The sequence below is a fragment of the Novosphingobium sp. GV079 genome, from assembly GCF_003058045.1.
Lineage (GTDB): Bacteria > Pseudomonadota > Alphaproteobacteria > Sphingomonadales > Sphingomonadaceae > Novosphingobium > Novosphingobium capsulatum.
In genome coordinates, this window is the sequence record NZ_QBUE01000010.1 from 33,395 (window position 1) to 56,958 (window position 23,564).

Sequence of the window (23,564 nt, forward strand, 5' to 3'; positions counted from 1 at the left end):
ACCCGATCAACAGATGATGCTTACCCGTTTTGATACCCGGCTTTCCTATCATAAATTGCGGCTTGGGACGATATTAGATCGAAAGAGCGCATGATGCAGAACTTGGCAACCATCGAACAAACCGGTGCTGCGGATCTTGTTGAAAATGTCCTGGGCCATGCAGCTGCGGCAAAGATTCGTGCGCTGGCTGCCCCGATGGTGCCCACCGGCGGTCATGCCCCGGTCAACGGTATCGATGCCTTGCGTTTTGCCGAGGCGCTCAATCTCGTGCTCTTTGCCGATCTTTTGAAGCGCGTGCCCGAAGGCGCCGAATACGTGGACGAATGCGTGGCCCAGGGCCGCCGCATCGTGCTTGACCACGGGGCGCTGCGCACGGTGCTGCTGCCGCAGGGCGCGCGCTGCGCCATGCCGCAGGGCGTGGAAGCGTTCCGCCGCGTGCTTGAACCGCTCGGCTATATCGAAGTGGGCATCTATCCGCTGCCGCGTCTCAAGATGACCGGCCATGTGTGGTGCCATGCCAAGCTGCCCGAAACCATGCCGCAGTTCTTTGTCAGCGAATTGCACGTCGATCAGTTCTCGCCCGCTTTTGCCAAGGCGGCGGTGCGCGTGTTCGGCCCGGCGCTCGATCGGCTTGATGCCGCCACGGCGCAGGTGCTGTCGCGCTTTGCCGCCGGTGGCAGCGTGCCGCAGGACGATGCCGTGGCCGCCCTCAAGGTGGTGATGGGCCTGTTCGATCGCCAGCACCCGGTGCCGTTCGAAAGCGACTATGAGATCCTGCGCGCCGAAAGCGCCGAGGCCGCGTGGATCGCCACCGAAGGCAATGCCTTCAACCACGTGACCGATCGCGTTGCCGATGTCGAGGCAACCGCGCAGGGTGAACGCGTGGCCGGCCGCAGCATCAAGGACAAGGTGGAAGTGTCCGCCTCGGGCCGGGTGCGGCAGACCGCGCTGCGCGCAGCCCAGGTCAAGCGCTCGTTCCGGGCCGAGGATGGCACGCTGACGGCGCAGACCGTGCCGGGTTCGTTCTTCGAGTTCATCACGCGCCGCGCCGATCCGGCCACGGGCAAGCTCGATCTCACGTTTGACAGCGGCAATGCCACCGGCATCTTCAAGATGACGGCCGCCGCCTGAGAGTTTGCCCCCGTGCCATGGCGCGGGGGTGGTCCATTCATAACAACAACACCAGTTCCGCATCTCGATTGCGGGGAGAAATCGTCATGTCTCAAGCCTTGATGCCGCTTTATGCCCGTGCCCAGATCGAAGTGGAGCGTGGTGAAGGTGTGTGGCTGGAAGCGCGCGACGGCCGCCGCTTCCTCGATTGCGTGGCGGGGATCGCCACGTGCAGCCTGGGGCATGCCCATCCCGGGCTGGTCGCCGCGCTTACCGCGCAGGCGCACAAGCTGTGGCATGTTTCCAACATCTTCCGCATTCCCGGCCAGGAAGAGCTGGCGGAAAAGCTGACCGGCGCCACCTTTGCCGATCTGGTCTATTTCGCCAATTCCGGCACCGAGGCGGTTGAAGCCGCGCTCAAGACCGCGCGCCGCTATCACTTTGCCGAGGGCAATCCTGAACGGATCGACGTGATCGGCTTTGCCGGGTCGTTCCACGGGCGCACCTATGCGGCGATCAACGCCTCGGGCAATCCCACCTATCTCGAAGGGTTCGGCCCGCGCCTGCCCGGCTTCCACCAAATGTCGGTGGATGACCTGCCTGCGCTCGCCGAAGCGATTGCCCGCCCCACCACGGCGGCCGTGATCGTGGAGCCGGTGCAGGGTGAGGGCGGTGCCCGCGCGCTGTCGGGCGAATTCCTGCTGGAACTGCGCCGCCTGACGCGTGAGCACGGCGTGCTGCTGATCCACGATGAAGTGCAAAGCGGCATGGGCCGCACCGGCAAGCTGTTTGCCCACCAGTGGTTCCCGGGCGCCGAGCCCGACATCATGGCGATTGCCAAGGCGCTGGGTGGCGGTTTCCCGATCGGCGCCTGCCTGACCAGCGCAGAGGCGGCGAGCGGCATGGTCACCGGCGTGCATGGCACCACCTTTGGCGGCAATCCGCTGGCCATGGCCGTGGGCCTGGCCGTGTTCGACGTGATTGCGCAGGACGCTGCCCTGGCGCATGTTGGCGCCATGTCAGATCGCTTCTATTCCGGTTTTGCCGCCTTGGCGGCGCGCTATCCCGATCAGATCGTGGAAACGCGCGGCAAGGGGCTGCTGATGGGCCTCAAGCTTCATGCCAACAACCGCGAGGTCATGGCCCTGGCCCGCGAGCATGGCCTGTTGGTGGCCGGCGGCGGCGAAAACTGCGTGCGCATGTTGCCTTCGCTGTTGATCACGGCGGAAGAAGTGGATGAAGCGCTTGCCCGCCTCGATGCCACGCTGGCTGATGCGCGTGCACGCGGCTGGGGCCAGGTCGACGCTGCCAGCGCGGTAGCCGCCTGATGCTGGTGGTGCGGCCGGCCGGGCCGGCCGATATCGACGCGCTGCTCGATCTGGCGTTCCTTTCGGGCAAGGGCTTTACCAGCCTGCCCGAAGACCGCGCCGTGCTGGCCGAGCGGCTGGCGCTTTCCGCGCAAAGCTTTGCGCGGGAAGTGTCGCCGCAGCATGCCTGGTACACGCTGATGCTCGAAGACACCGAGACCGGCGTGATCGAGGGTGTGGCCGGGATCAAGGGTGCGGTCGGGCTCGATCGGCCGCATTTTTCATTCCGGGTGATGACTCTGGCGCAATATTCGTCGGCCACCGGCACGCGGTTCGATCACCAGGCGCTGGTCTTGGTCAACGAATGCACCGGATCGTCGGAAGTGGGATCGCTGTTCCTGCGCCCGCGCAAGCGGCAGGGCGGGGCGGGATCGCTGTTGGCCCGGGCGCGCTATGCGCTGATCGGTGCCAACCGTGATTTGTTTGCCGCCACGATCATGGCCGAACTGCGCGGCTGGTTCGACGAGCGCGATGAAAGCCCGTTCTGGCACGGCATCGCCGCCAAGTTCTTTCGCCTGCCGTTCGAGGACGCGGATCGCATGATCACCGCCACCGACGGGCAGTTCATCCTCGATCTGGCGCCGCGCCACCCGATCTACCTGGAATTGGTCGATCCCGCCGCGCGCGAGGCGATTGCCAAGGTTCATCGCCACGGCGCGCGCGCCTTGGCGATGCTCGAAGACGAAGGCTTTACCCGTTCGGGCCTGATCGACATTTTCGATGGTGGCCCCACCGTAACGGCGCCGCGCGACCAGATCCGCACCGTGCGCAATGCGCAGACCCTGCCGGCAGCGGCCGGCGTGGTGGAACCGGCGGCCGACGAGCGGCTGCATCTGGTGGCGGTGCCCGGCCTTGCCACGTTCCGCGCCACGCTGACTCCGGCCCGCATCACCGATGATGCCCTGGTCGTTCCCGAAGCAACCCTGGCCGCCCTGGGCATCCGCCCGGGTGACCCTCTGATCGTGAGTTGATTGCCGTGACCCAAAGGCTCCAGTCGTTCGATCCGGCCCATGGCCGCGTGGTGTGGGAAGGCGAAGTGGCCGACGAGGCGGCCTGCGCCGCTGCGCTGGCCAAGGCACATGCCGCGTTCCCGGCCTGGGCACGTACCCCGCTCGAAGAGCGCGTGGCGATTGCCGAGCGTTATGCCACGCTGGTCAAGGCCAGCCCGGCGCTAGCCGAGCTGATTTCCGCTGAAACCGGCAAGCTGCTGTGGGAAACGCGCACCGAGCAGGCCTCCATGGCCGGCAAGGTGGCGGTGTCGATCGCGGCGCAAGCCGAACGCACCGGTTCGCGTAGCGCCGATATGCCGTTCGGCAGCGCCACCCTGCGCCATCGCCCACACGGTGTAATGGCCGTGCTGGGTCCCTACAATTTCCCCGGCCACCTGCCCAACGGGCATATCGTGCCGGCGCTGCTGGCGGGCAATACCGTGGTGTTCAAGCCTTCGGAACTGACGCCGGCCACTGGCGCTGCCATGGTGGGCCTGTGGCGTGAATCCGGGCTGCCCGATGGCGTGCTCAATATCGTGCAGGGTGGGCGCGAAACTGGTGAGGCGCTGCTCAAGGGTCGGATCGACGGGCTGCTGTTCACCGGCTCTGCCGCCGCCGGGCAGATTTTCCGCCGCCAGTTTGCCGATCGCCCCGATGTGATCCTGGCGCTGGAACTGGGCGGCAACAATCCGCTGGTGGCCTGGGATGGCGATCCTGCGGCGGTGGCCAGCCTCATCGTCCATTCGGCGTTCGTCACCAGTGGCCAGCGCTGTTCGTGCGCGCGCCGCCTGATCCTGCCCGAGGGCGCGTGGGGCGATGCGGTGATCGCGGCGCTGGTCGATCTGGCGCAGCGCCTGCCGATCGCGGCGTGGGACGAGCCCGGTGAGGCTTTCATGGGCCCGCTGGTGGGCGATGCCCAGGCCCGCGCGGCCCGTGCGGCCGTGGCAGACCTGGTGGCCGCCGGCGCCCGGCCGATCCTGGCCGAAGCCGTGCAGGAAGGACGGCGCGAGGCATTCTTTGCGCCGGTGATCCTCGATGTGACCGGCCTTGCCGTGCCCGATCGCGAGGTCTTTGCCCCGGTGCTGAGCGTGCGGCGCGTGGCCGATTTCGCCGCCGCGCTGGGCAGTGCCAATGATACCGCGTTCGGTCTTTCCGCCGGGCTGGTCTCGGCTGATCCTGCGCTATGGGACGAGTTCCGCCTGATGGTGCGTGCCGGCGTCGTCAACTGGAATCGCCCGACCACGGGCGCTGCGGCCAACATGCCCTTCGGCGGGCTGGGTGACAGTGGCAACCACCGCCCCAGCGCCTATTACGCCGCGGATTATTGCGCCTGGCCGATGGCCAGTTTCGAGGCGCCGACGATTGCGGCACAGCCGGTGCCGGGCATTCCGTCATAAATTGCAAAAGGTGCCGAAAATATTCGGCACCTTTTTTTCGGTCGTGCGTTATTGGCGCTACGGATGACCCAGCAAACTGAATCAAGCGGCCAGGTTCCTGCCGAGCAGGCGGAAGCCTTTGCCGTGGATCTCAGCAATTGCGACCGCGAGCCGATCCATGTTCTGGGCATCATTCAGCCCTTCGGATTTCTCGTCGCCATCACGCCCGATTGGATGGTTGCGCGGGTCTCTGAAAACATTGATCAATTTACCGGCATGGCTGCGCACGACGTGCTGGGCCAGCCGCTTACCCATCTGCTCGACCGCGAGGCAATCCACACCATCCGCAACCGGCTGACCACGCTGCGTGGCGCCGATGCGGTAGAGCGGATTTTCGCCCTGCCATTGTTGGCCGGGAAGCCGCCGTTCGACGTGGCGCTGCATTTCGCCGGCCGCGAGATCGTGATCGAGGCAGAGCCAGCCGCGCTGGAGCCGATCGAGGCGACCTCGGTGGTGCGCAGCATGATCGGCCGGTTGCAACAGGTGGAAGGCCTACCCGCGTTCCTGCGGGAAGGCGCGCGCCAGGTGCGGGCAATCACCGGGTTTGACCGGGTCATGGTCTATCGCTTCGATGCGCAGGAATCGGGCGAGGTCGTCGCTGAATCCGCGCGGCATGGCATCGACAGCTTCCTGGGGCTGCACTATCCCGCCAGCGATATTCCGGCCCAGGCGCGCCAGCTCTATCTGCGCAATACGTTTCGCGTGATCGCTGACGTTGGGTCTACACCGGTGCCCCTGGTGCCGCAGCGCGATCCCGATGGCCTGCTGCTGGACCAGTCGCTGTCCGTGCTGCGCGCAGTGTCGCCAATCCACATCGAATACCTGCACAACATGGGCGTATGCGCGTCGCTGTCGATCTCGATCGTGGTGGGCGGCAAGCTGTGGGGGCTGTTTGCCTGCCATCACTATTCCCCGCGCCTGCCCAGCATGGCCGCACGCAGCGCGGCCGAACTGTTTGGCCAGATGTTCTCGCTCATGCTCGACGCGCGGGAAAACGCCCAGGCTCGCGAGTATGAAGCGCGCGGTCGCGCCGTTACCGATCGCTTGCTGGCCACCGTGGCGCAGGACAATGACCTGCTCGACAATCCGCAATGGCTGGCCGACGTGATCGGTGATGCCATTCCCGCCGATGGCATCGGCGTGCATGTGCGCGGGCAGACCTCGCTGGTGGGGCTGACCCCCAATGACGACCAGTTTGACAGCATCGTGCGCCTGCTCAACCGGGTCTCTTCTGGGCAGGTCTTTGCCACCGAAACGATTGCCAAGCTGCTGCCAGCCGCGGCCGATCACGCCGATGTGGCAGCCGGCATGCTGGCGATTCCGCTGTCGCGCGAGCCGCGTGACTACATCGTGCTGTTCCGGGCAGAACGCCTGCGCGAGGTGCGCTGGGGCGGAAAGCCTGAAAAGCAAATGGTGCACGGCCCCAACGGCCCGCGCCTGACCCCGCGCAAGAGTTTCGAGGCCTGGGCGCAACTGGTAAAGGGCACGTGCCAGCCGTTTACTCCGGCCGAGCGCCGCGTGGCCGAAGCGCTGCGCGTGGGCATGCTGGAAGTGCTGGTGCGCCTGGCGGAAACCGCCGGGGTGGAGCGCGCCCGCGCGTCGGAACGGCAGGAACTGCTGATTGCCGAACTCAATCACCGCGTGCGCAATATCCTCTCGCTGATCCGTGGCCTGATCGCGCAGACCCGCGATGGCGCCGCCGATGTGGCGGGCTTTATCGTCACGCTCGATGATCGCATCCGCTCGCTCGCCCGCGCGCATGACCAGATCACCGCCGATCGCTGGGGGCCGGCGCGGCTGGCTGACCTGGTAGAAGTGGAAGCCGGCGCCTATTTGCGCGCGCAATCCGAACGCGTGGTGGCGCAGGGCGAGAACGTGCTGCTTTATCCCACCGCCTACGTCACGATTGCCCTGGTCATCCACGAATTGATGACCAATGCCGTGAAGTATGGCGCGCTCGCCGGGCAGGGCACGGTGCATATTTCGTGGGAGCGTGACGGCAGCGGCGGGCTGGTGCTCGATTGGCAGGAACGCGATGGTCCGCCCGTGGCGCCACCCACCCGGCGTGGGTTTGGCAGCACGATCATCGAACGCTCGATCCCCTATGACCTGGGTGGCACGGCCAACATCGCCTATCTGGAACCGGGCGTGCATGCCCGCTTCACCCTGCCCGAACACTGTGTGGCGGGGGTAACGGCGGCGCGGCACAGCGGTCCCACGCCGATCAGCCTGGGCGGGGCGACCACGCCGCTGGACGATTGCAACGTGCTGCTGGTGGAAGACAGCATGATCATCGCGCTCGATGGCGAAGACGCGCTGCGCGAACTGGGCGCGGCGGCGGTCAGCACCGCGCCGACCGTGCGCGATGCGCTGCGCCTGCTGGAGCGGAACGAGTTTGCCTTTGCCCTGCTGGACTTCAACCTGGGTGTGGATACCAGCGCGCCGATCGCCGATCGGCTGACCGAACTGGGTGTGCCCTTTGCCTTTGCCACCGGCTATGGCGAAGGCATTGGCAACGAACGCTGGCCCGGCGTGCCGGTGATCAACAAGCCCTATGGCCTCAAGGAATTGCGCGCCGCCGTGGGCCAGGCCCAAGCCGTGCGGCAATCACCCCACGCGGGCACTTGACCGGCAGGGGCAGGGCCGGGCACACCGCCCCGCGATGCGGCGCATGGGGCGCTGCACCGGGAGAAGAGACGCCCATGTTCAGCCACCTGATGATCGGCACGAACGATATCGACCGTGCCAAGACCTTTTACGATGCCACCTTCGCCACGTTCGGTGGGCCCCAGGGCATCGTCGATCCCAAGGGGCGGCTGATCTATGTGCACAACGGCGGCATCTTCATCCTGACCAAGCCGATCGACGGCGAGCCGGCGACGTGCGCCAACGGCTTTACCGTGGGCTTTGCCATGTCTCCGGAACAGGCCGACGCCTGGCATGCCGCCGGCATCGCCCATGGCGGCAGCGCCTGCGAAGACCCGCCCGGCGTGCGCAATGGCACCCCCTATTACCTGGCCTATCTGCGCGATCCTGATGGCCACAAGATCTGCGCGCTGCACAACTATGGCGCCGTGCAATGACGCTGGAAACGGTTTCCACCACCAAGGCCCATGGTGGCGTGCTGGGCGTGTACAAGCACGCCTCGGCCGCCACGGCCACGCCGATGACCTTTTCGGTATTCGTGCCGCCCCAGGCGCAGGCTGGGGCCAAGCTGCCGGTGCTGCTCTATCTCTCGGGCCTGACCTGCACCCATGCCAACGTGACGGACAAGGGCGAATATCGCCGCCTCTGCGCCGAACTCGGGCTGATCTTCGTGGCGCCCGATACCTCGCCGCGGGGCGAGGACGTGCCCGATGATCCGGCCGGTGCCTATGACTTTGGCCTGGGGGCGGGCTTTTACGTCAACGCCACGCAAGAGCCTTACGCCGCGCATTACCGCATGTGGGACTATGTCTCGCAGGAATTGCCGGCCCTGCTTGCCGCGCATTTCCCGGTTGATATCGCGCGGATGGGCATCACCGGCCACTCGATGGGCGGTCATGGTGCGCTGACGCTGGGGCTGACCTATCCCGAAACGTTCAAGTCGCTTTCGGCCTTCGCGCCGATCGTGGCGCCGGGGCAGGTGCCCTGGGGCCACAAGGCGCTGGGCGGCTATCTGGGTGACGATCGTGCCGCATGGCGCGCGCATGATGCCACCGCGCTGGTCGAAGACGGCAAGCGCCCGGCGGGGGCCATCCTGATCGACCAGGGCGATGCCGATAGCTTCCTGGCCGAGCAATTGCGGCCCGACCTGTTCGCCACGGCCTGCGAAGCGGCGGGCGTTGACCTCACGCTGCGGCTGCAGCCGGGCTATGACCACAGCTACAACTTCATTTCCACATTCATGGACGATCACCTGCGCTGGCACGCAGCGCGGTTGTAAATTGCCCTGCACCCCCTCCCCATCGGCGATGGGGAGGGGACGGGCGTGTTACTTACGCACGTCCTTGGCCACGGCGTCGAGTACGCCATTGGCAAACTTGGCCTCGCGCGCGTCGAAAAAGGCGTGGGCCACGTCGAGGTATTCGCTGATCACCGTGCCCACGGCAATGTCGGTGCGGGCCAGCAATTCATAGGTGCCGCAGCGCAGGATCTGCAGCATGGTCTTGTCGAGGCGGGCCAACGACCAGCCCTGGGCCAGGCGGCCCTGGATCAGCCCATCGACTTCCTCGCGGCGGGCGATCACGCCCTTGACCACGTCATCGAAGAACTCCACGTCAGCCGCGGCATATTCCACGTCTTCGATTTCCGCGCCCAGCCGGTGCTGGTGGAACTCGTCGAGCAGGAAGCGCAGCTCGGTGCCTTCCATATCTACTTGGTACAGTGCCTGGACAGCGGCAAGCCGCGCGGCAGAGCGGGCCTGGCCCTTGCTATTCGTCATATTCCCAATCTCAGTTCGATCGAGCGGGCGTGGGCGGCAAGCCCTTCCGCATCGGCAAGCGCAATGGCCGCCGGGCCAACTGCGCCAATGGAAGCATCGCTCACGGCAATGAAGCTGGTGCGCTTCATGAAGTCGAGCACGGAAAGCCCCGAGGAAAAGCGTGCACGGCGCCCGGTGGGCAGCACGTGGTTGGGGCCAGCGACATAGTCACCAATCGCCTCGGGCGTCATGCGGCCCAGGAACACCGAGCCGGCATGGCGGATCTGGGCAAACAGGGCATCGGGATCGTCAGTGGCGATCTCCACATGCTCGGCCGCCAGCGCATTGGCGAGGGCGGGGGCCTCGTCCAGCGATTCCACCACGATCACCGTGCCGTGGGTTTCCCAGCTGGCCTTGGCCACGCGGGCAGTGGGCAGCAGGGCGATTTCCACGCCGACCATGTCGACCACCTGATCGGCAAAGGCGGCATCGTCGGTGATCAGGATCGCCTGTGCGGCCGGATCGTGTTCGGCCTGGCTCAGCAGGTCGGCAGCGATCCACTGCGGATCGTTCTTGGCATCGGCGATCACCAGGATTTCCGATGGCCCGGCCACCATGTCGATCCCGACCACGCCGTAAAGCTGGCGCTTGGCTTCGGCCACCCAGGCATTGCCCGGGCCGGTGATCACGTCCACCGGGCGCATCGTCTTGGTGCCATAGGCCAGCGCGGCCACGGCCTGCGCCCCGCCCACGCGCCACACTTCGTCCACCCCGGCCAAGTGCGCGGCGGCCAGCACCAGCGGGTTGATCTCACCCTTGGGCGTGGGCGTGGTGACAACCAGCCGGCCAACGCCCGCCACCTTGGCGGGGATGGCATTCATCAACAGCGACGAGGGATAGGCGGCGCGGCCGCCCGGCACATAGAGCCCGGCACCATCCACCGCGCGCCACTTAGCGCCCAAGCGCACGCCGGCCGCGTCGGTATAGTCGCGGTCCTGCGGAAGTTGTGCCTCGTGATAGGTGCGGATGCGCTGCGCGGCCAGTTCCAGCGCGGCGCGCAGATCGGGCGCCAAGGCATCGAACGCCTCGCGGCAGGTGGCGGCATCGATACGCCAGCCATCGCCCTGCGGCAGGTGGCCATCGAAGCGCTGGGTATATTCGGCCACGGCTTCATCGCCGCGCAGCCGCACGTCTTCGATGATCGTCTGGACATCGCGGCTGACGTTCTCGTCGCTTTCGCGGCGGTCTTTTACCAGCCGGGCAAAGCGCGTGGCGAAATCGGCGTCGGTCGTCTTGAGGCGGAGCATCAGGCGGCGGCCTTTCGTGCGGCAACTTGCGTGCGGAACGCATCGACCAGCGCGCCCAGGCGGGCGCTATCGGTCTTGAGCGCGGCGCGGTTGACGATCAGCCGCGCCGAAATCTGCATGATCTGGCTGGTTTCGACCAGGCCGTTTTCCTTGAGCGTGCGGCCCGAGGAGACCAGATCGACGATGCGGCTGGCCAGGCCGAGCGACGGCGCCAGTTCCATCGCGCCATTGAGCTTCACCACTTCGGCCTGCACGCCCATCCGTTCGAAATGGCGGCGGGTAAGGTTGGGATACTTGGTGGCGACGCGGGCATGGCTTTCGCGCTGCCAATCGCCCTGGCCCAGGCCGCCCACCGGCTCTGCCACCGACAGGCGGCAATGCCCGATATCGAGATCGACCGGGGCATAGAGATCGGCATAGTCGAACTCGTCGATCACGTCTGATCCCACGATGCCGGCCTGCGCGGCGCCATGGGCAACGAACGTGGCAACGTCGAACGCGCGCACGCGGATCAGCGTCACATCGGGCCGGCTGGTCGCAAAAGACAATGCGCGCGAGGACTTGTCGAAGAACGCAGCCTCGGGCACGACGCCTGCTTGTTCGAGCAAGGGCAGCGCCTCATCGAGAATGCGGCCCTTGGGCAGGGCGAAAACGAGCGGGGTGGCGGTGGTCATGACGCCTTCGCCCCTATGGCAAGCGCGGGAAAAGGGCAACCTCATGGCGTCGATCATGGATATCGCTTCTGTCGAACAGGCCATCGCCTGGCAGGCAGACCACGCCGCGGCCAATGGCGCCCCGGCCACGGGCCGCGTGGTGCGGGCCCAGTTGCCCCTGTTGTCATCGGGCGGCGCGGTGGGCGCGCGCATGGCGGCCTGGCCGGGCAAGCCCTTGGAAGACGCGCTGCCGCTGCGCCTGGCCGGCGGGCTGCACAATCTGGTGCTGACCGGTGTCGACATGCGGCTCGCGGCGGTCTATCGCGGGGAATTGACCGACCAGGCCGCGATCGACGCGCTGGTTGGTGATCTGGTGGATCGCTTTGCCACCCGCCTGCTGCCCTGGCTCGACGGGCCACCCCAGACCAACGAAGCCGGCCGTTCCGCTTCGATCATGGCCGGGCTGCTGTGGCTATCGGCACGGGTGGGCCCGCGCTTCGTGCTGCATGAGTTGGGCGCGAGCGCCGGCGTCAACACGATGATGGATCGCTTTGCCTTCGATCTGGGTGGCACGCAGGCCGGCCCGGCTGATTCGCCGTTGCATCTCGCGCCCGAATGGCGCGGCACCGGGCGGCCGCCGCAAGTTCCGGTCGAGGTACTGGCGATCGCCGGATGCGATCGCGCGCCGATCGATCTGGCCGATCCCGACCAGGCGCTGCGGCTCAAGAGCTATGTCTGGGCCGAGATGACCGAGCGCATCGCGCGGCTGGACGCGGCAATTGCCTTGGCGCAGGCACGGCGGCCCGATCTGGTGGCGATGGACGCGGCCGACTATGTCGATGCCGTGCTGGCCGCGCCGCAGCCGGAAGACAGCACGCGGGTGATCTATCATTCCATCGTCTGGCAATATCTGCCGCCCGCCACGCAAGCGCGCATTACCGCCGCGATCGATGCCGCCGGCCAGCGCGCCACGCCGGGGCAGCGCCTGGCCTGGCTGTCACTGGAAACCGATCGTGCCACGTTCCGCCATGAATTGACCGTGCGGCTGTGGCCCGATGGCGGCGCGCCGGTGTGCCTGGCGGCCGCCCACGCCCATGGCGCCTGGGTGGAATGGCTTCAGCCCTGATCCTCGGCCAGGGCGCTGCCGTGGTGATGGTATGATGCCCATTCCCATACTGCCACCACCAGCAGCGCCAAGACCGTGGCGCCTACGAACACGGGCGCGGGCAGGGGAAAGGCCAGGGTTAGTGCCGCCAGTACGATCAGCAGGCCACCACCCACCCAGTGCGACAGCGGAAAATTGCCATGCGGGCTGGATGGCCGCTTGAACAGGCCAGTGCCGGCCAGGAACACCAGCAGCCCCCCGGCCTGGGTGGCAACCAGCGGCAGCTTGGCCGCGGCCAGCGGCGCATCGAGCAGCAGGGCATCGGCCACGGCGGTGATCACGATCCCGCCCACGATCGGCATGTGCAGATAGGTATAGACGCTGCGCGCCACGCGGCCGGGCTGCGCATGCTGGGCAATGTGCCGCGCGCCGCGTTCGGCACCCAGATCGAAATAGATCCACCACATCAGGGCAGACCCAGCAAAGGCCAGCACGAAGGCCAGGCTGCGGGCAAGGTCGGCGGTTTCCTGCGCAAAGCTGGTGCCCGTTACCACCACGCCTTCGCCCAGCGCGATGATGATGAACAACGCGCAACGTTCGGCCAGGTGGCTGCCGGAAATGTCCCAGTCTTCCGGCTGCGATCGGCCCATGCCCGGCACGGCAAAGCCCATGAACGGTCCGCCGTAATCGACCGTGAGCGCCAGCGCCCACAGCCCGAGCCGCACGAGCGGGGCATCGACCAGCGCGCCGGCCAGCCACAATGGGGCCGAGGCCACGAACCACAAGGTGATGCGGATCATGTTGCGCGCACCGCTGCCATGCCAATGTTCCTGCCGGCTCTTGGCCATGGCCCAGGCGACAAACCCGCTGCGCCCGATCTGCACCAGGCAATAGCAGGCGGCAAACAGCATGGCATCGCCACCGCCGACAGCGTCGAATGCGCGCGGCATGGCCACGGCCAGCCCCAGGCTGGCCAGCATCGACAGCAGCAGCATGATCCGCACCGGGCCGCGTTCGGGATTGGTCCAGTTCGCCGCCCAGGCGGTGAACATCCACGCCCACCATACCGCCAGGAACAGGACCAGTGCCTCTGCCAGGCCAGCCGCGCCCATATGGTGCAGCACATGATGGGAAAGCTGCGTTACGGCAAAGACATAGACCAGGTCGAAAAACAGCTCGAGATAGCTGACCGGGGCGTGTCCGCCCTCGTGATTGCGCAAGAGCGTGGCTGGCGCGGGCACCCCATCGGTCTCGGCCTTGGGGGCGGGCTTGCCAGCCTCGGCAATCGCCTCGGCTTCCTGCTTGGCCTTCTCGCTCATTCGCCCGGCGCGCGGGCGCGAATCGCTAGGGCGTGAACCCGCTGGCCCGGCAGATCGCCCAGGGCCTGGTTGACCAAGCGCTGGCGTTGCAGGCGCGACAGGCCGGCAAAGGCGGCGCTTTCGATCTCCACCGTAAAGTGCGATTCGCCGGTGCCGTCGTCACCCAGATGGCCGCTGTGGCTGGCCGAATCGTTGATCACCGCCAGATGGGTGGGGGCAAGGGCGTCCACAAGTTTACGTTCAATTTCCTGGGCGATCGGGCCGGTCATCTCTTTCCTTTCGGGTTGGCACGCACCATGTGCAATGGCGTGAAGCATGACAAGTTCCATGGCCGCGTCACGGATACCGGGCGCCAATGCAGTGCCCCGGGGTGCGATGCGCCGGGGGAATTCCGTGCGCCTGGCGTGCGGCCTTCCGGGTTTGACGGGCCTGGTGATTACCGCTGGTTCTGCCTCGACCACATTCGCGCGTTCAACGCCGGCTATGATTTCTTTGAAGGCATGAGCGCCGATGAAATCATGGCCGCGCAATCGCCGCTGGCCGGATGGGATACCCACACCCGCGCGTTCCGTCCGGACGCCGGCATCGACCAAGCGCCACGCTGGGCCGATTTTGCCGATCCGCTCGAGGCGATCGCGCAGCGCGCCCGTGCCCGCAAGATGGATCACCAGGCCGCCCAGGATGCGGCCCGGCGTGGCCTGACCCCGGAAGACCGCACCGCATACGAGGCGCTGGGCCTGGGCTTTGACGCCGACCGCCACGCCCTGCGCCGCCGCTACGCCGATCTGGTGCGGCGCTATCACCCCGATCGCAACGGCGGGGATCGCAGCCTGGAAGACAAGCTGCAGCGCGTGGTGGCGGCCTATGATCACCTGCGGCAATCGGCCGCGTTTCGCTAGTAGCTGGCTGTGAAAACGCGCTCAGGCCGGCTTTTCCAGCATGGCCAGCGCCTGCCAGAACGCGGGGTGGTTGCTGTCGTCCAAGCCGCCGGTGAAAACAGGCGGGAGAAAACCCGCGTCTTTGGCGAAGCGGGCGATCCAGTCACGGTGCAAAAAGCAATCCAGTTGTTCGGCGCGTTCCCCACGGCGCACGCGATCCACGCAGGCATTCCAGATCCGGTCATGGGCCGGTTCGGCCAATTCCAGGAATGAAAACACCAGTTTGCCGCCAGGTTTGAGCGCACGAAAGCTATCTTGGATATAAAGATAGGATTCGGTTGGATAAAGATGTGTGAAGACCGACCAGTTGAACGTCATGTCCAACGATGAATCCGGGGCCACGATCGTTGGCTTGTAATTGATGATGGCCTGATACGTGGGGCACTGCCTTTGCAACTCCTGCAAAAGCTCGGGAACGACATCGGCGCCCGTATAGTCGCCCTGCCATCCAGAGCGTTGCAGTGCTTGGGCGGTTCGCCCGCAGCCACAGCCCAGATCATAAATGGCCATGCCATCGCTCAGGCCATAATGACGCAACACCGCGACATGGCCATCGCCCTGTGCGACGAAATTTTCCATCGTTTCTGCGCCGATGGCCTGGGCAAGAGCAAGGGAGCGCTCTTGTGGCATGGCCTTCAGCTTCTTTCGCACCACCCTTTGATAATCGCGAATCGAATGGCTGGGTTGCGGTTTGGAACGTGACCGAAACAGCAATCGCATCTTTGAACAGTGCCCCCAAAATCAGTTTCGGGACACTGGCCCAAGTTGCGCTTTGTGCAAAAGAAAATCTTTGGGATTGAACGAATAACACACCGCAAAGGCTTCAATCTTGGTGGGAACACATAAAGGTTAGTCTGCGCAGGGCGGGATTGTCGTCAATCCGGTGCCTGATGCGCCACTTCGATCAGCGAAGGGCCGCCGGCGACCGGGGTAAGCCAGACGGCGAGATCGGCCGCGATCAGGAATGCCATGCCGAGCATCAGGGCTGGCCGCTTGCGCTCGCCACGGCGCCAGAAAAACACTGCGCCACCGATCAGCGCCACGGTGGCAAGCACCAGCAGGGAAAGAACCGTATCCATCATGGGATTTAGCTGAACAGTCCCTTGGCCAGGCCGGCGATGTCGTTGAGCGGGTTGCCATCACCATCCTTGTCGAGGAACTTGCTGACCTGGCCCAGCGCATCGGGATGATCACCCAGGATCGTGGCGAATTGTGACAGTGCGCCTTCGCCGCCGATGTGGCCGACGATCTGCTGCAGCAGGCCAGCATCAAGCCCGGTATTGGCAGCTGCGGTTTCGATGGTGTCGCCCTTGGCCTGATGGCCCGCGGCCAAGGCGGCGATGGCGGTTTCGGCCTGAGCGGGATCGATGCCCAGCTTTGCTGCCAGGTTCTTCACGTCCACCGCGCTGCTCACCTGGCCCAGGATGCTGTCGAACACGCTCATCGCTTTGGTCCCTCTGCTTGGCGCGCCAATACGGCGGCCCATGGCACAGGGATAGCGCGCCATGATGCCCGCTTGCCAGAAAAAACGCCCTGCCGTGGCAAGCCATGGCAGGGCGCAAGGGTGACAAGCAGCCGGGGCTGTATGCCCCAGCGCGGGGCGATCAGATCGCGACGGTATCGTCGGCGATGATGTGGCTGAGCGTGAGGGCCTGCTGATGGCCGAGCCCATCGTTGAGGATGAACGTGGTGCCGTCGAACCCGCTGGTGTTGACGAAATAGGTGCCAGCATCGGGGTGCGCCTTGAGATAGGCGGCCAGCTTGTTCACGTCGTCCTGCGAATCGATATAGGCAGAGCCGGTGCCCTTCACGGTCAGGCCGATGGCGTTGAAGATGCTGTCGAACCCGGTGATGCGCACCACGTCATGATCGGCAAAGTTGAGATCTTCGACCGTCACCCACTGGTAGACGCTGGTGACGCCGTGGCCACCGGTAAAGGCGAACGAGGAAAACCCTTCGCCCGAGCGGAACACGAACTGGTCTGCCCCGGCGCCGCCGGTCAGCGCGTCCTTGCCGCCGCCACCCTTGAGAATGTCGTTGCCGTCGCCACCATAGATCGCGTCGTTGCCGCCGCCGCCGTAGAGCACGTCGTTGCCATCGCCGCCGCTGATGATGTTCTTGCCCGAGCCGCCGGTGACAACGTCGTCGCCAGCCCCGGCGTTGATGATGTTGTTGCCCTTGGGCGCGGCGATGGTGTCGTTGCCGCTGGTGCCATTGATTACTGCCATGTTCATTCTCCTTCGTTCCACCGTGTGGGCGGAAAGTTGATCCACAAGTATTTTTCGAGGATACTGTGTGGTCGGGAAGAACAGAGGCGTTCCTCGGCCACGCAAGTCATGATTGCGACCTGACTTGTCTTATGGGTAATTGCGCGAACACCCTGGCGGCCAAGGTGTGAATCGCTGCCGATCCTGCCTGGTTATAACGCGATATTGCGGTGCAACGTGCCGGTGTTTCCCGTTCATATTGGCGCTTTCACGCGGTAACAGCGGCAAGACCGGTTCAATCTGGAGCAAGTTTGAATCTGCGCGGCGCCTCCCTGCATCAGCCCCAGGTTGAGCCTTGGCGCACGGTTGTCGTTTGCCGTGCCGAACGCGCCTTGCCATCGAACCACTGCGAGAGCTCGGCGCGGCATGGCTCGTCGATGCGGGTGAGCACCAGCCAGGCCGCGAGCAGCAGGGGCGGGACCAGGGCAATGCCCCAGGCGCCCAGCGGCTCACCCTGCAGCATGCGCTTGGCTGCGCCCGATACGATGGCGAGCAGAGGCACGTGAATGCCATAAAGCGGATAGGAAATACGGCCCAGCCAGGTGCCGCCGGGCATGGCGCGATGGCTGCCGGCTGCCACCGCCACCACCAGCACGCAGGGCAGAAAGGCCATGGCCATGAACAACGTCCACGGCAGGTGCTGCACCGGCAGCGCCAGGGCATAGACCAGCGCCAGCGCGGCCAAGGTTGCGGCGGCCCGGTTCATTACCGGGAGCGCGTGGCGCAAGCGGTGGAGCAGCAGGCCGCAGCCGAACCCGAAGCAGACCCGGGCCAGGCCGCCGTCCAGCGAACTGGCCTGCCAGCCCAGATCGACTGTGCCATGGCGCAGCGCGCAGGCAACCAGCGCCAACCCCGCGAGCGCGACGCCGGCCGCGAGCAGCGCCGTGCTGCGCCGTACCAGGAATGCTGCCCAGGCGAGGTTGGCGAGGATTTCGAAGAACAGCGACCACAGCGGGCCATTGGCCGGGAACAGTTCCCACCCCGTCGCCGCGCCATGCCATAGCTTGGGCAGGATCAGCAGATTGAGGGCATTGGCCAGCAGCACCTGGTCCAGCGGATCGGACCGATCAGGGGAAACCAGGCAACGCGCGACGAGATAGAGCCCACCCAGCCCGGCGCCCAGCACCGCCACCGGCGCTATCCGCACCAGCCGCCGCCGGGCAAAGCCGGCCCAGTCCATCACGGGTGCACGATCCGGTGCATCGGCAACCAGGCGCGCCTCATAGGCTTCGGCGAGGACAAAGCCGCTGAGCATGAAAAAGAAATCGACGGCAAGATAGCCGTTGGGAAACAACTGGATCCCCGTGGCCCGCGTGCCAATGTGAAACAGGCATACCGCCAGCGCCGCGATGCCGCGCATCTCATCGAGCAGGGCATAGCGCCCGCCCTGCCGGGCCTGCTGCGTGGCCGTGTTCATGCGCTGTGCCCCCCATTGCCAATGGGCGCGGCCCGCTGGCGTTTCTGCCCGAATTGGTGCGCCGCGATATCGCGGTGCACCGCAAGGGCAGGGCATGCGTGATCGTGACTAACGCATGATTAACCAAACTATCGACGGGGACTCATACGGTTTACTGCTTAGTGAAAACCGTATTGCGCGCTGCGGCGCAGAATATCCTTTGCTGCCAGCCGCCTATTCCGGGCGGGCGCGCAGCGTGGCCAGCCGGGCGGCGCCTTCTGCACCATAAATCTGTGGCACATCGCGGCCGGCGTAAAACCCGTCGAACGCGGGAATGCCATCGGGCAGCGTGATCCATGGCAGCCGGGTGCGCACATAGATGTGCACGGTTGGCGGGCACAGCGCGGGCGAATCGAGCGTGCCGGCGCGCACGAACGCAGCCTTTTGCCCCAGGCTGCCATAATGACTCCATACCGCTGTCTGGCACGCCGTGCAGCGCATGATCGTCTGCCCCCGCCCGCTGTGCGTCGGCACGGCGACCGGTGCCACTGTGCCGGCCAACAGCGTGAGGCATTCTGTCTCCACCACGGCATTGATGGCAAAGGCGCTGCCGCTCAGCACCTGGCACTCGTGACAATGGCAGCAATGCACCACATAGGGCGCCCGCGCGAGGGCATAGCGTACCGTGCCGCAACGGCATCCGCCGGTGGCAAAGGGATCGGCCGTGCCGGCCATGGGGCGGTCGGCCGACGCCGCATGGGCCGGCGGCATTGCGTCATCCATGCTGTGTATCCTTGCGCAGGGAAACCCGTGGCATCACGCGACTGATTTGCGCGAGACCAGCCCGAAAAAGGCGCCGGCCGGATCGCGGGCCTGGATCATCAGGTCGTCGCCAGGCACTTCGTGCACATCGCCTTCCAGCGTTCCGCCCAGATCCCGCACCGCCTGGGCAGCCGCGCGCACGTCTGCCACGCGGAAATAAGTGCGCCAGCCCAGCGGCGCATCGGCGCTGGGGCGGGCCATCATCGCCCCGACGCGGCCCTGCAGGGGATGGGCGATGAACTGGTAATCGCCAAAGGCGCCCATCGGCATGGCATCGGGATAGGTAAAGCCGAAATGCCGCGCATAAAATGTCCGCGCGCCGGGCAGATCGGTGGTGAACAGCTCGTTCCAGGTGACCGCCTGGGTGATGTCCATCGCAAAGACCGGCGGTGGCGGCGTGTCTTGCCCCGGCGGCGGGGTTGGATCGATCAGGTAGAACGGCGCGCCCCACGGGTCTGCCACCATGGCAAAGGTGCCCTCGGCAATGGTCGTGGGAGGCATCCACACGCGCGCGCCATCGGCCGTGATCGCGGCCAGCGTGTCCGGCACGCTATCGACCATCAGGTAGGGCACCCACCATGGGCGCGCGCCGGCCGCGATCATCTCGGGGCGCAGGACCAGCATGCCGCCCTGTCCGGCGCCATCGGCACGGTAGATATGGCGATAATCGATCGCGGCGGTTTCGTGGCCGGGCGAGGGATCGGCGATCCGCCACCCGATCACGCCTTCGTAAAAGGCGCGCACCGCATCGGGGGCGTCGGTTGTCACCTCGTACCACACGAACAGGCCTTGGGGCATGCTGGCATCCCTCCTGCGGGTTGGCCGGTCGATCGCGGCCCACGCATCATTCTCTCGATTCGCGCGTTGTGGCCGGCAGCATAGCAGCTTGGCCGCCCAGGCCCACTGCGCATGGGCTCGGCCGGCACAAATGCAAGACGGGCCAAAAGCGCATGCCAAAGCATGTTGCAGCGCGGCGCCCGCGCGGATAGGCAGGTAAATGATGAGCGACACTTCCAATCTCGTGGCCCACGCTGGCACCACCACCGTCCTGCCCGCGCCCGATACCCAGGTTTCGGTGCGTGAGGTGTTTGGCATCGACATCGACATGACCGTGCCGGCCTTTTCCCAGGCCGACGAGCGCGTGCCCGATACCGATGACAACTATGTCTTCGATCCCGATACCACGCTCGCGATCCTGGCCGGCTTTGCCTACAACCGCCGCGTCATGGTGCAGGGTTATCACGGCACCGGCAAATCGACGCATATCGAGCAGGTGGCTGCGCGCTTGAAGTGGCCGTGCGTGCGCATCAACCTCGATGCCCACATCAGCCGTATCGACCTGATCGGCCGCGACGCCATCGTGCTGCGCGATGGTCTGCAGGTGACCGAATTCCGCGAAGGCCTGCTGCCCTGGGCGCTGCAGACCCCGACTGCGCTGGTGTTCGACGAATACGATGCAGGCCGCCCCGACGTGATGTTCGTGATCCAGCGCGTGCTGGAAACCGAAGGCAAGCTGACCCTGCTCGACCAGAACCGGGTGATTCGCCCCAATCCGTTCTTCCGCCTGTTCGCCACGGCCAATACCGTGGGCCTGGGCGATACCTCGGGCCTCTATCACGGCACGCAGGCGATCAACCAGGGCCAGATGGACCGCTGGAACCTGGTCGTCGCGCTCAACTACCTGCCCGCGGAAACCGAAATCGACGTGGTTTCCAAGAAGGTGCAAGGCCTGGATGCCCAGGTGATCGCGCAGATGGTCCGCGTGGCCGATCTGACCCGCAAGGGCTTCATGGCTGGCGACATTTCCACGGTGATGAGCCCGCGTACCGTGATCAGCTGGGCGCAGAACAGCCAGATCTTCAACGACGTCGGCTTTGCCTTCCGCCTCTCGTTCCTCAACAAGTGTGACGAGGCCGAGCGCGTGCTGGTGGCCGAATATTATCAGCGGGTGTTTGCCAAGGACCTGCCAGAAAGCGTCGCGCACAAGGCGTGATGCTGGGCGCTTGACGCCCTTCGACAAGCTCAGGGCGAACGGATGCAGCCGAAGTTGAAATCCGTTCGGGCTGAGCTTGTCGAAGCCCCCCGCGTGCGAACTCAATCCTCGCCGGGATACACCGCCTTCACGAAATAGAGGCCTTCGGGCGGGGCATTGTGGCCCAGCTTCTGGCGATCACGGGCGTGGAGCGCGGCCACCAGATCGGCACGCGTCCAGTGGCCCTGGCCGATCAGGCCCAGGCACCCCACCATCGAGCGCACCTGGTGGTGCAGGAAGCTGCGCGCCGCCGTCTCGATGATCACCATGTCCCCTTCGCGGCGCACGTCGAGCCGGTCGAGCGTTTTCACCGGGCTGGCCGCCTGGCAATGGACCGAGCGGAAAGTGGTGAAATCGTGGTTGCCCACCAGTTCCTGTGCCGCCTCGTGCATCGCGGCCGTATCTAGCGGCCGGGCGATGCGCCAGGCGCGGCCGGCATCGAGCGTGAGCGGCGCGCGCCGGTTGGCGATGCGATATTCATAGGCGCGGCCAAGGCAGGAAAAGCGCGCGTGCCAGTCTTCGGGCACGATCCGGCAAGCGAGCACGGCGATCGGATCGGGCTTGAGCCGAGCGTTGAGCGCCTCTGACAGGCGAAACGGATCGAACGGCCGCGCCACATCGATATGCGCGCGCATGCCAAGCGCGTGAACGCCGGTATCGGTGCGGCCTGCGGCATGCAGAATGACGGGATGCCCCACCACGCTTTGCGCCGCTTCCTCCACCGCTTGCTGCACCGACGGGCCGTGCGATTGGCGTTGCAGGCCCATGAACGGGCCGCCATCGAATTCCAGCGTGAGGGCATAGCGCGGCATCAGGCGAGCACCGTGCCCGCCGGAATGGCGCGGCCGCGCAGGAGGGCGGCGGTGTCCATCGCCGGGCGGCCGGCGCGCTGCACGGTCAGCGGGCGAATGGCGCCTTGGCCGCAGGCAATGGTCAGCGCCTCGTCCAGCACCGTGCCGGGCGCACCTTCACCGGCCAACACCTGCGCAGCGAGCACGCGATAGCGTTCGCCCTCTAGTTCGAAAAAAGCACCTGGCGTCGGGGCGAAAGCGCGCACCTGGCGCTCCACCTGTTCGGCCGGTTGGGCGAAATCGAGCCGGCTTTCCGCCTTGTCGATCTTGGCGGCATAGGTCACGCCCGCTTCGGGCTGAACCTCTGGCGTAAAGCTGGCCAGATCGGCCAGCACGCGCACCATCAGGTCTGCGCCCAGCGTGGCCAGTTCAGCGGTGAGTTCGCCGGCGGTCTTGCCGGCCACGGGCGTGGCCACCGTCGCCAGCATAGGCCCGGTATCGAGTCCGCGCTCCATCTGCATGATGGTGATGCCGGTGTGCACATCGCCTGCCAGGATGGCCCGCTGCACCGGTGCTGCCCCGCGCCAGCGTGGCAGCAGCGAGCCATGCACGTTGAGGCAGCCCTTTACCGGGGCTGCCAGGATCGCGGCCGGCAGGATCAGGCCATAGGCCGCCACGACCGCCACATCGGCGCCATGCGCGGCAAAGGCAGCCTGTTCGTCTGCCCCCTTGAGGCTGACGGGGGTGAGCACAGGCAAGCCATGCCGCTCTGCCGCCAGATGCACGGGCGAGGGCTGCAACTTTTTACCCCGGCCGGCCGGGCGCGGCGGCTGGCTGTAGACCGCCACCACATCGTGGCCGGCGGCCACCAGCGCATCGAGCGTGGGCACGGCAAATTCGGGTGTGCCCATGAAGACAACGCGCATGGTGCAATGGGTCCTTTTCCAATCCTGCGCGCGGCCCTATCTGTCGCGCCATGGCATCGCAAGAGATCGAGGCGCTGGCGAGCGCACTGGCCCGTCTGCCCGGCCTCGGCCCCCGCTCGGCGCGGCGGGCTGTGCTCTGGCTTATCAAGCGGCGTGAAAGCGCGCTGCCGCAACTGCTGGCCGCGCTTGATACCGTGCGCCAGAACCTGGTGGAATGCCAGACCTGCGGCAATGTGGACACCACCGATCCGTGCGGGATCTGTGCCGATCCGCGTCGCGATGCGCGCGCGCTGTGCGTGGTGGAGGATGTGGCGGACCTCTGGGCGCTTGATCGCGCGCGGCTGTTCACCGGGCGCTATCACGTGCTGGGCGGGCGGCTTTCCGCGCTCGAAGGGGTGCGGCCGGAAGACCTGACCATCGGCCGGTTGCTCGATCGGGTTCGCGCCGGCGGGATTGATGAAGTGGTCCTGGCGATGAACGCCACGCTCGAGGGGCAGACCACGGCGCACTATATTGCCGAACGGCTGGAAGACTTGCCCGTGCGCGTGACGCAACTGGCGCATGGCCTGCCCGTGGGGGGAGAACTGGACTATATGGACGAGGGCACCCTGGCCCAGGCCCTGCGCGCGCGGCGGCCGGTTTGACCCGCGGGTGTCGCGCTGGGCCCTTCGACAGGCTCAGGGCTAACGAAGGCGGAAAGTCCC

25 protein-coding genes are annotated in these 23,564 nt (G+C 66.1%); 11 read left to right on the top strand and 14 right to left on the bottom strand.

Features of this window, described 5'->3' with window-relative positions; genetic code table 11:
- The first annotated feature begins 90 nt into the window (after window positions 1-90).
- The 7 genes from C8K14_RS13690 (at window position 91) to fghA (ending at window position 8,827) form a co-directional block, all read left to right on the top strand.
- A complete protein-coding gene (locus C8K14_RS13690) occupies window positions 91-1,131 on the top strand; it encodes a DUF1338 domain-containing protein (protein WP_233251085.1) in 1,041 nt (346 codons plus the stop codon).
- Between the two features lie 86 nt (window positions 1,132-1,217).
- Window positions 1,218-2,438: an aspartate aminotransferase family protein gene (locus C8K14_RS13695; protein WP_166643362.1), complete on the top strand. Its 1,221-nt coding sequence runs from the start codon at window positions 1,218-1,220 to the stop codon at window positions 2,436-2,438.
- Window positions 2,438-3,448, top strand: a complete 1,011-nt coding sequence (locus C8K14_RS13700; RefSeq protein WP_022677210.1) for an arginine N-succinyltransferase — start codon at window positions 2,438-2,440, stop codon at window positions 3,446-3,448. Before C8K14_RS13695 ends, C8K14_RS13700 begins: the two co-directional genes overlap by 1 nt.
- Before the next feature lie 5 nt (window positions 3,449-3,453).
- Complete coding sequence (gene astD, locus C8K14_RS13705; protein ID WP_107717063.1) at window positions 3,454-4,863, top strand: succinylglutamate-semialdehyde dehydrogenase; 1,410 nt, start codon at window positions 3,454-3,456, stop codon at window positions 4,861-4,863.
- A gap of 63 nt (window positions 4,864-4,926) precedes the next feature.
- Entirely contained in the window at window positions 4,927-7,530 is a 2,604-nt protein-coding gene (locus C8K14_RS13710; protein ID WP_107717064.1) for an HWE histidine kinase domain-containing protein, read from the top strand.
- A gap of 74 nt (window positions 7,531-7,604) precedes the next feature.
- Window positions 7,605-7,985, top strand: coding sequence for a VOC family protein (locus C8K14_RS13715; protein WP_107717065.1), 381 nt, complete (start codon window positions 7,605-7,607; stop codon window positions 7,983-7,985).
- A gap of 2 nt (window positions 7,986-7,987) precedes the next feature.
- A complete protein-coding gene (gene fghA / locus C8K14_RS13720) occupies window positions 7,988-8,827 on the top strand; it encodes an S-formylglutathione hydrolase (RefSeq protein WP_107717161.1) in 840 nt (279 codons plus the stop codon).
- 48 nt (window positions 8,828-8,875) lie between these two features.
- Here fghA and nusB read toward each other — a convergent pair whose 3' ends face one another.
- Genes nusB through hisG form a run of 3 tightly spaced genes read right to left on the bottom strand, consistent with a single transcriptional unit; the run spans window position 8,876 to window position 11,285 of the window.
- On the bottom strand, window positions 8,876-9,325 hold the full coding sequence (gene nusB / locus C8K14_RS13725; protein ID WP_054132157.1) for a transcription antitermination factor NusB: 450 nt from the start codon (window positions 9,323-9,325) through the stop codon (window positions 8,876-8,878).
- Window positions 9,322-10,611, bottom strand: a complete 1,290-nt coding sequence (gene hisD, locus C8K14_RS13730) for a histidinol dehydrogenase (RefSeq protein ID WP_022677204.1) — start codon at window positions 10,609-10,611, stop codon at window positions 9,322-9,324. Before hisD ends, nusB begins: the two co-directional genes overlap by 4 nt.
- Entirely contained in the window at window positions 10,611-11,285 is a 675-nt protein-coding gene (gene hisG / locus C8K14_RS13735; protein WP_062785185.1) for an ATP phosphoribosyltransferase, read from the bottom strand. Before hisG ends, hisD begins: the two co-directional genes overlap by 1 nt.
- On the opposite strand from hisG, the gene C8K14_RS13740 reads away from it, so the two are divergent.
- A complete protein-coding gene (locus C8K14_RS13740) occupies window positions 11,284-12,390 on the top strand; it encodes a DUF2332 domain-containing protein (RefSeq protein WP_233251086.1) in 1,107 nt (368 codons plus the stop codon). The two genes, hisG and C8K14_RS13740, sit on opposite strands and share 2 nt — an antisense overlap.
- Here C8K14_RS13740 and C8K14_RS13745 read toward each other — a convergent pair.
- The gene (locus C8K14_RS13745; protein ID WP_084390907.1) at window positions 12,381-13,688 is read right to left on the bottom strand and encodes a low temperature requirement protein A; all 1,308 of its coding nucleotides are present in this window, start codon (window positions 13,686-13,688) and stop codon (window positions 12,381-12,383) included. The two genes, C8K14_RS13740 and C8K14_RS13745, sit on opposite strands and share 10 nt — an antisense overlap.
- Entirely contained in the window at window positions 13,685-13,957 is a 273-nt protein-coding gene (locus C8K14_RS13750) for a BolA family transcriptional regulator (protein WP_062785183.1), read from the bottom strand. Before C8K14_RS13750 ends, C8K14_RS13745 begins: the two co-directional genes overlap by 4 nt.
- A gap of 39 nt (window positions 13,958-13,996) precedes the next feature.
- Here C8K14_RS13750 and C8K14_RS13755 point away from each other — a divergent pair, with 39 nt between their 5' ends.
- Window positions 13,997-14,587, top strand: a complete 591-nt coding sequence (locus C8K14_RS13755; protein WP_233251087.1) for a J domain-containing protein — start codon at window positions 13,997-13,999, stop codon at window positions 14,585-14,587.
- Window positions 14,588-14,608: 21 nt separating this feature from the next.
- Here C8K14_RS13755 and C8K14_RS13760 read toward each other — a convergent pair whose 3' ends face one another.
- The 7 genes from C8K14_RS13760 to C8K14_RS13790 all read right to left on the bottom strand — a co-directional run bounded on the left by C8K14_RS13760 (window position 14,609) and on the right by C8K14_RS13790 (window position 19,909).
- Window positions 14,609-15,346 (bottom strand): bifunctional 2-polyprenyl-6-hydroxyphenol methylase/3-demethylubiquinol 3-O-methyltransferase UbiG, encoded by a 738-nt coding sequence (locus tag C8K14_RS13760; RefSeq protein WP_062785180.1) that lies wholly within the window; start codon window positions 15,344-15,346, stop codon window positions 14,609-14,611.
- A 155-nt stretch (window positions 15,347-15,501) separates the two neighbouring features.
- Window positions 15,502-15,708, bottom strand: coding sequence for a hypothetical protein (locus C8K14_RS13765; RefSeq protein ID WP_062785178.1), 207 nt, complete (start codon window positions 15,706-15,708; stop codon window positions 15,502-15,504).
- Window positions 15,709-15,713: 5 nt separating this feature from the next.
- Window positions 15,714-16,070 (bottom strand): hypothetical protein, encoded by a 357-nt coding sequence (locus tag C8K14_RS13770; protein WP_022677196.1) that lies wholly within the window; start codon window positions 16,068-16,070, stop codon window positions 15,714-15,716.
- 160 nt (window positions 16,071-16,230) lie between these two features.
- Entirely contained in the window at window positions 16,231-16,854 is a 624-nt protein-coding gene (locus C8K14_RS13775) for a calcium-binding protein (RefSeq protein ID WP_158271915.1), read from the bottom strand.
- A 316-nt stretch (window positions 16,855-17,170) separates the two neighbouring features.
- Complete coding sequence (locus C8K14_RS13780; RefSeq protein WP_158271916.1) at window positions 17,171-18,310, bottom strand: acyltransferase; 1,140 nt, start codon at window positions 18,308-18,310, stop codon at window positions 17,171-17,173.
- 213 nt (window positions 18,311-18,523) lie between these two features.
- Window positions 18,524-19,072 carry a GFA family protein gene (locus C8K14_RS13785; protein ID WP_233251088.1) on the bottom strand — a complete coding sequence of 183 codons (549 nt, stop codon included), beginning with the start codon at window positions 19,070-19,072 and terminating at the stop codon, window positions 18,524-18,526.
- Window positions 19,073-19,105: 33 nt separating this feature from the next.
- Window positions 19,106-19,909 carry a VOC family protein gene (locus tag C8K14_RS13790; protein WP_107717069.1) on the bottom strand — a complete coding sequence of 268 codons (804 nt, stop codon included), beginning with the start codon at window positions 19,907-19,909 and terminating at the stop codon, window positions 19,106-19,108.
- A 202-nt stretch (window positions 19,910-20,111) separates the two neighbouring features.
- Between C8K14_RS13790 and cobS the strand changes: the two genes are divergently transcribed.
- Complete coding sequence (gene cobS / locus C8K14_RS13795; protein ID WP_107717070.1) at window positions 20,112-21,104, top strand: cobaltochelatase subunit CobS; 993 nt, start codon at window positions 20,112-20,114, stop codon at window positions 21,102-21,104.
- A 101-nt stretch (window positions 21,105-21,205) separates the two neighbouring features.
- Here the strand turns inward: cobS and truA are convergent, their stop codons facing one another.
- Window positions 21,206-21,955: a tRNA pseudouridine(38-40) synthase TruA gene (truA, locus tag C8K14_RS13800; RefSeq protein ID WP_107717071.1), complete on the bottom strand. Its 750-nt coding sequence runs from the start codon at window positions 21,953-21,955 to the stop codon at window positions 21,206-21,208.
- Window positions 21,955-22,860 (bottom strand): methionyl-tRNA formyltransferase, encoded by a 906-nt coding sequence (fmt, locus tag C8K14_RS13805; RefSeq protein WP_107717072.1) that lies wholly within the window; start codon window positions 22,858-22,860, stop codon window positions 21,955-21,957. Before fmt ends, truA begins: the two co-directional genes overlap by 1 nt.
- Before the next feature lie 50 nt (window positions 22,861-22,910).
- Between fmt and recR the strand changes: the two genes are divergently transcribed.
- Window positions 22,911-23,504 carry a recombination mediator RecR gene (gene recR, locus C8K14_RS13810; protein WP_022677187.1) on the top strand — a complete coding sequence of 198 codons (594 nt, stop codon included), beginning with the start codon at window positions 22,911-22,913 and terminating at the stop codon, window positions 23,502-23,504.
- The last annotated feature ends 60 nt before the right edge of the window (window positions 23,505-23,564 follow it).

Bases quoted from the DNA above. Each gene is read 5' to 3' on its own strand.
- C8K14_RS13760 (WP_062785180.1), bottom strand. From the start codon at position 15,346: ATGCGATTGCTGTTTCGGTCACGTTCCAAACCGCAACCCAGCCATTCG.
- C8K14_RS13700 (WP_022677210.1), top strand. From the start codon at position 2,438: ATGCTGGTGGTGCGGCCGGCCGGGCCGGCCGATATCGACGCGCTGCTC.
- C8K14_RS13765 (WP_062785178.1), bottom strand. From the start codon at position 15,708: ATGATGGATACGGTTCTTTCCCTGCTGGTGCTTGCCACCGTGGCGCTG.
- cobS (WP_107717070.1), top strand. From the start codon at position 20,112: ATGAGCGACACTTCCAATCTCGTGGCCCACGCTGGCACCACCACCGTC.
- C8K14_RS13715 (WP_107717065.1), top strand. From the start codon at position 7,605: ATGTTCAGCCACCTGATGATCGGCACGAACGATATCGACCGTGCCAAG.
- C8K14_RS13775 (WP_158271915.1), bottom strand. From the start codon at position 16,854: ATGGCAGTAATCAATGGCACCAGCGGCAACGACACCATCGCCGCGCCC.
- hisD (WP_022677204.1), bottom strand. From the start codon at position 10,611: ATGCTCCGCCTCAAGACGACCGACGCCGATTTCGCCACGCGCTTTGCC.
- nusB (WP_054132157.1), bottom strand. From the start codon at position 9,325: ATGACGAATAGCAAGGGCCAGGCCCGCTCTGCCGCGCGGCTTGCCGCT.
- C8K14_RS13695 (WP_166643362.1), top strand. From the start codon at position 1,218: ATGTCTCAAGCCTTGATGCCGCTTTATGCCCGTGCCCAGATCGAAGTG.
- C8K14_RS13785 (WP_233251088.1), bottom strand. From the start codon at position 19,072: ATGGATGACGCAATGCCGCCGGCCCATGCGGCGTCGGCCGACCGCCCC.
- C8K14_RS13750 (WP_062785183.1), bottom strand. From the start codon at position 13,957: ATGACCGGCCCGATCGCCCAGGAAATTGAACGTAAACTTGTGGACGCC.
- C8K14_RS13745 (WP_084390907.1), bottom strand. From the start codon at position 13,688: ATGAGCGAGAAGGCCAAGCAGGAAGCCGAGGCGATTGCCGAGGCTGGC.
- C8K14_RS13790 (WP_107717069.1), bottom strand. From the start codon at position 19,909: ATGCCCCAAGGCCTGTTCGTGTGGTACGAGGTGACAACCGACGCCCCC.
- C8K14_RS13710 (WP_107717064.1), top strand. From the start codon at position 4,927: ATGACCCAGCAAACTGAATCAAGCGGCCAGGTTCCTGCCGAGCAGGCG.
- hisG (WP_062785185.1), bottom strand. From the start codon at position 11,285: ATGACCACCGCCACCCCGCTCGTTTTCGCCCTGCCCAAGGGCCGCATT.
- C8K14_RS13740 (WP_233251086.1), top strand. From the start codon at position 11,284: ATGACGCCTTCGCCCCTATGGCAAGCGCGGGAAAAGGGCAACCTCATG.
- truA (WP_107717071.1), bottom strand. From the start codon at position 21,955: ATGCCGCGCTATGCCCTCACGCTGGAATTCGATGGCGGCCCGTTCATG.
- C8K14_RS13690 (WP_233251085.1), top strand. From the start codon at position 91: ATGATGCAGAACTTGGCAACCATCGAACAAACCGGTGCTGCGGATCTT.
- recR (WP_022677187.1), top strand. From the start codon at position 22,911: ATGGCATCGCAAGAGATCGAGGCGCTGGCGAGCGCACTGGCCCGTCTG.
- C8K14_RS13780 (WP_158271916.1), bottom strand. From the start codon at position 18,310: ATGAACACGGCCACGCAGCAGGCCCGGCAGGGCGGGCGCTATGCCCTG.
- fmt (WP_107717072.1), bottom strand. From the start codon at position 22,860: ATGCGCGTTGTCTTCATGGGCACACCCGAATTTGCCGTGCCCACGCTC.
- C8K14_RS13770 (WP_022677196.1), bottom strand. From the start codon at position 16,070: ATGAGCGTGTTCGACAGCATCCTGGGCCAGGTGAGCAGCGCGGTGGAC.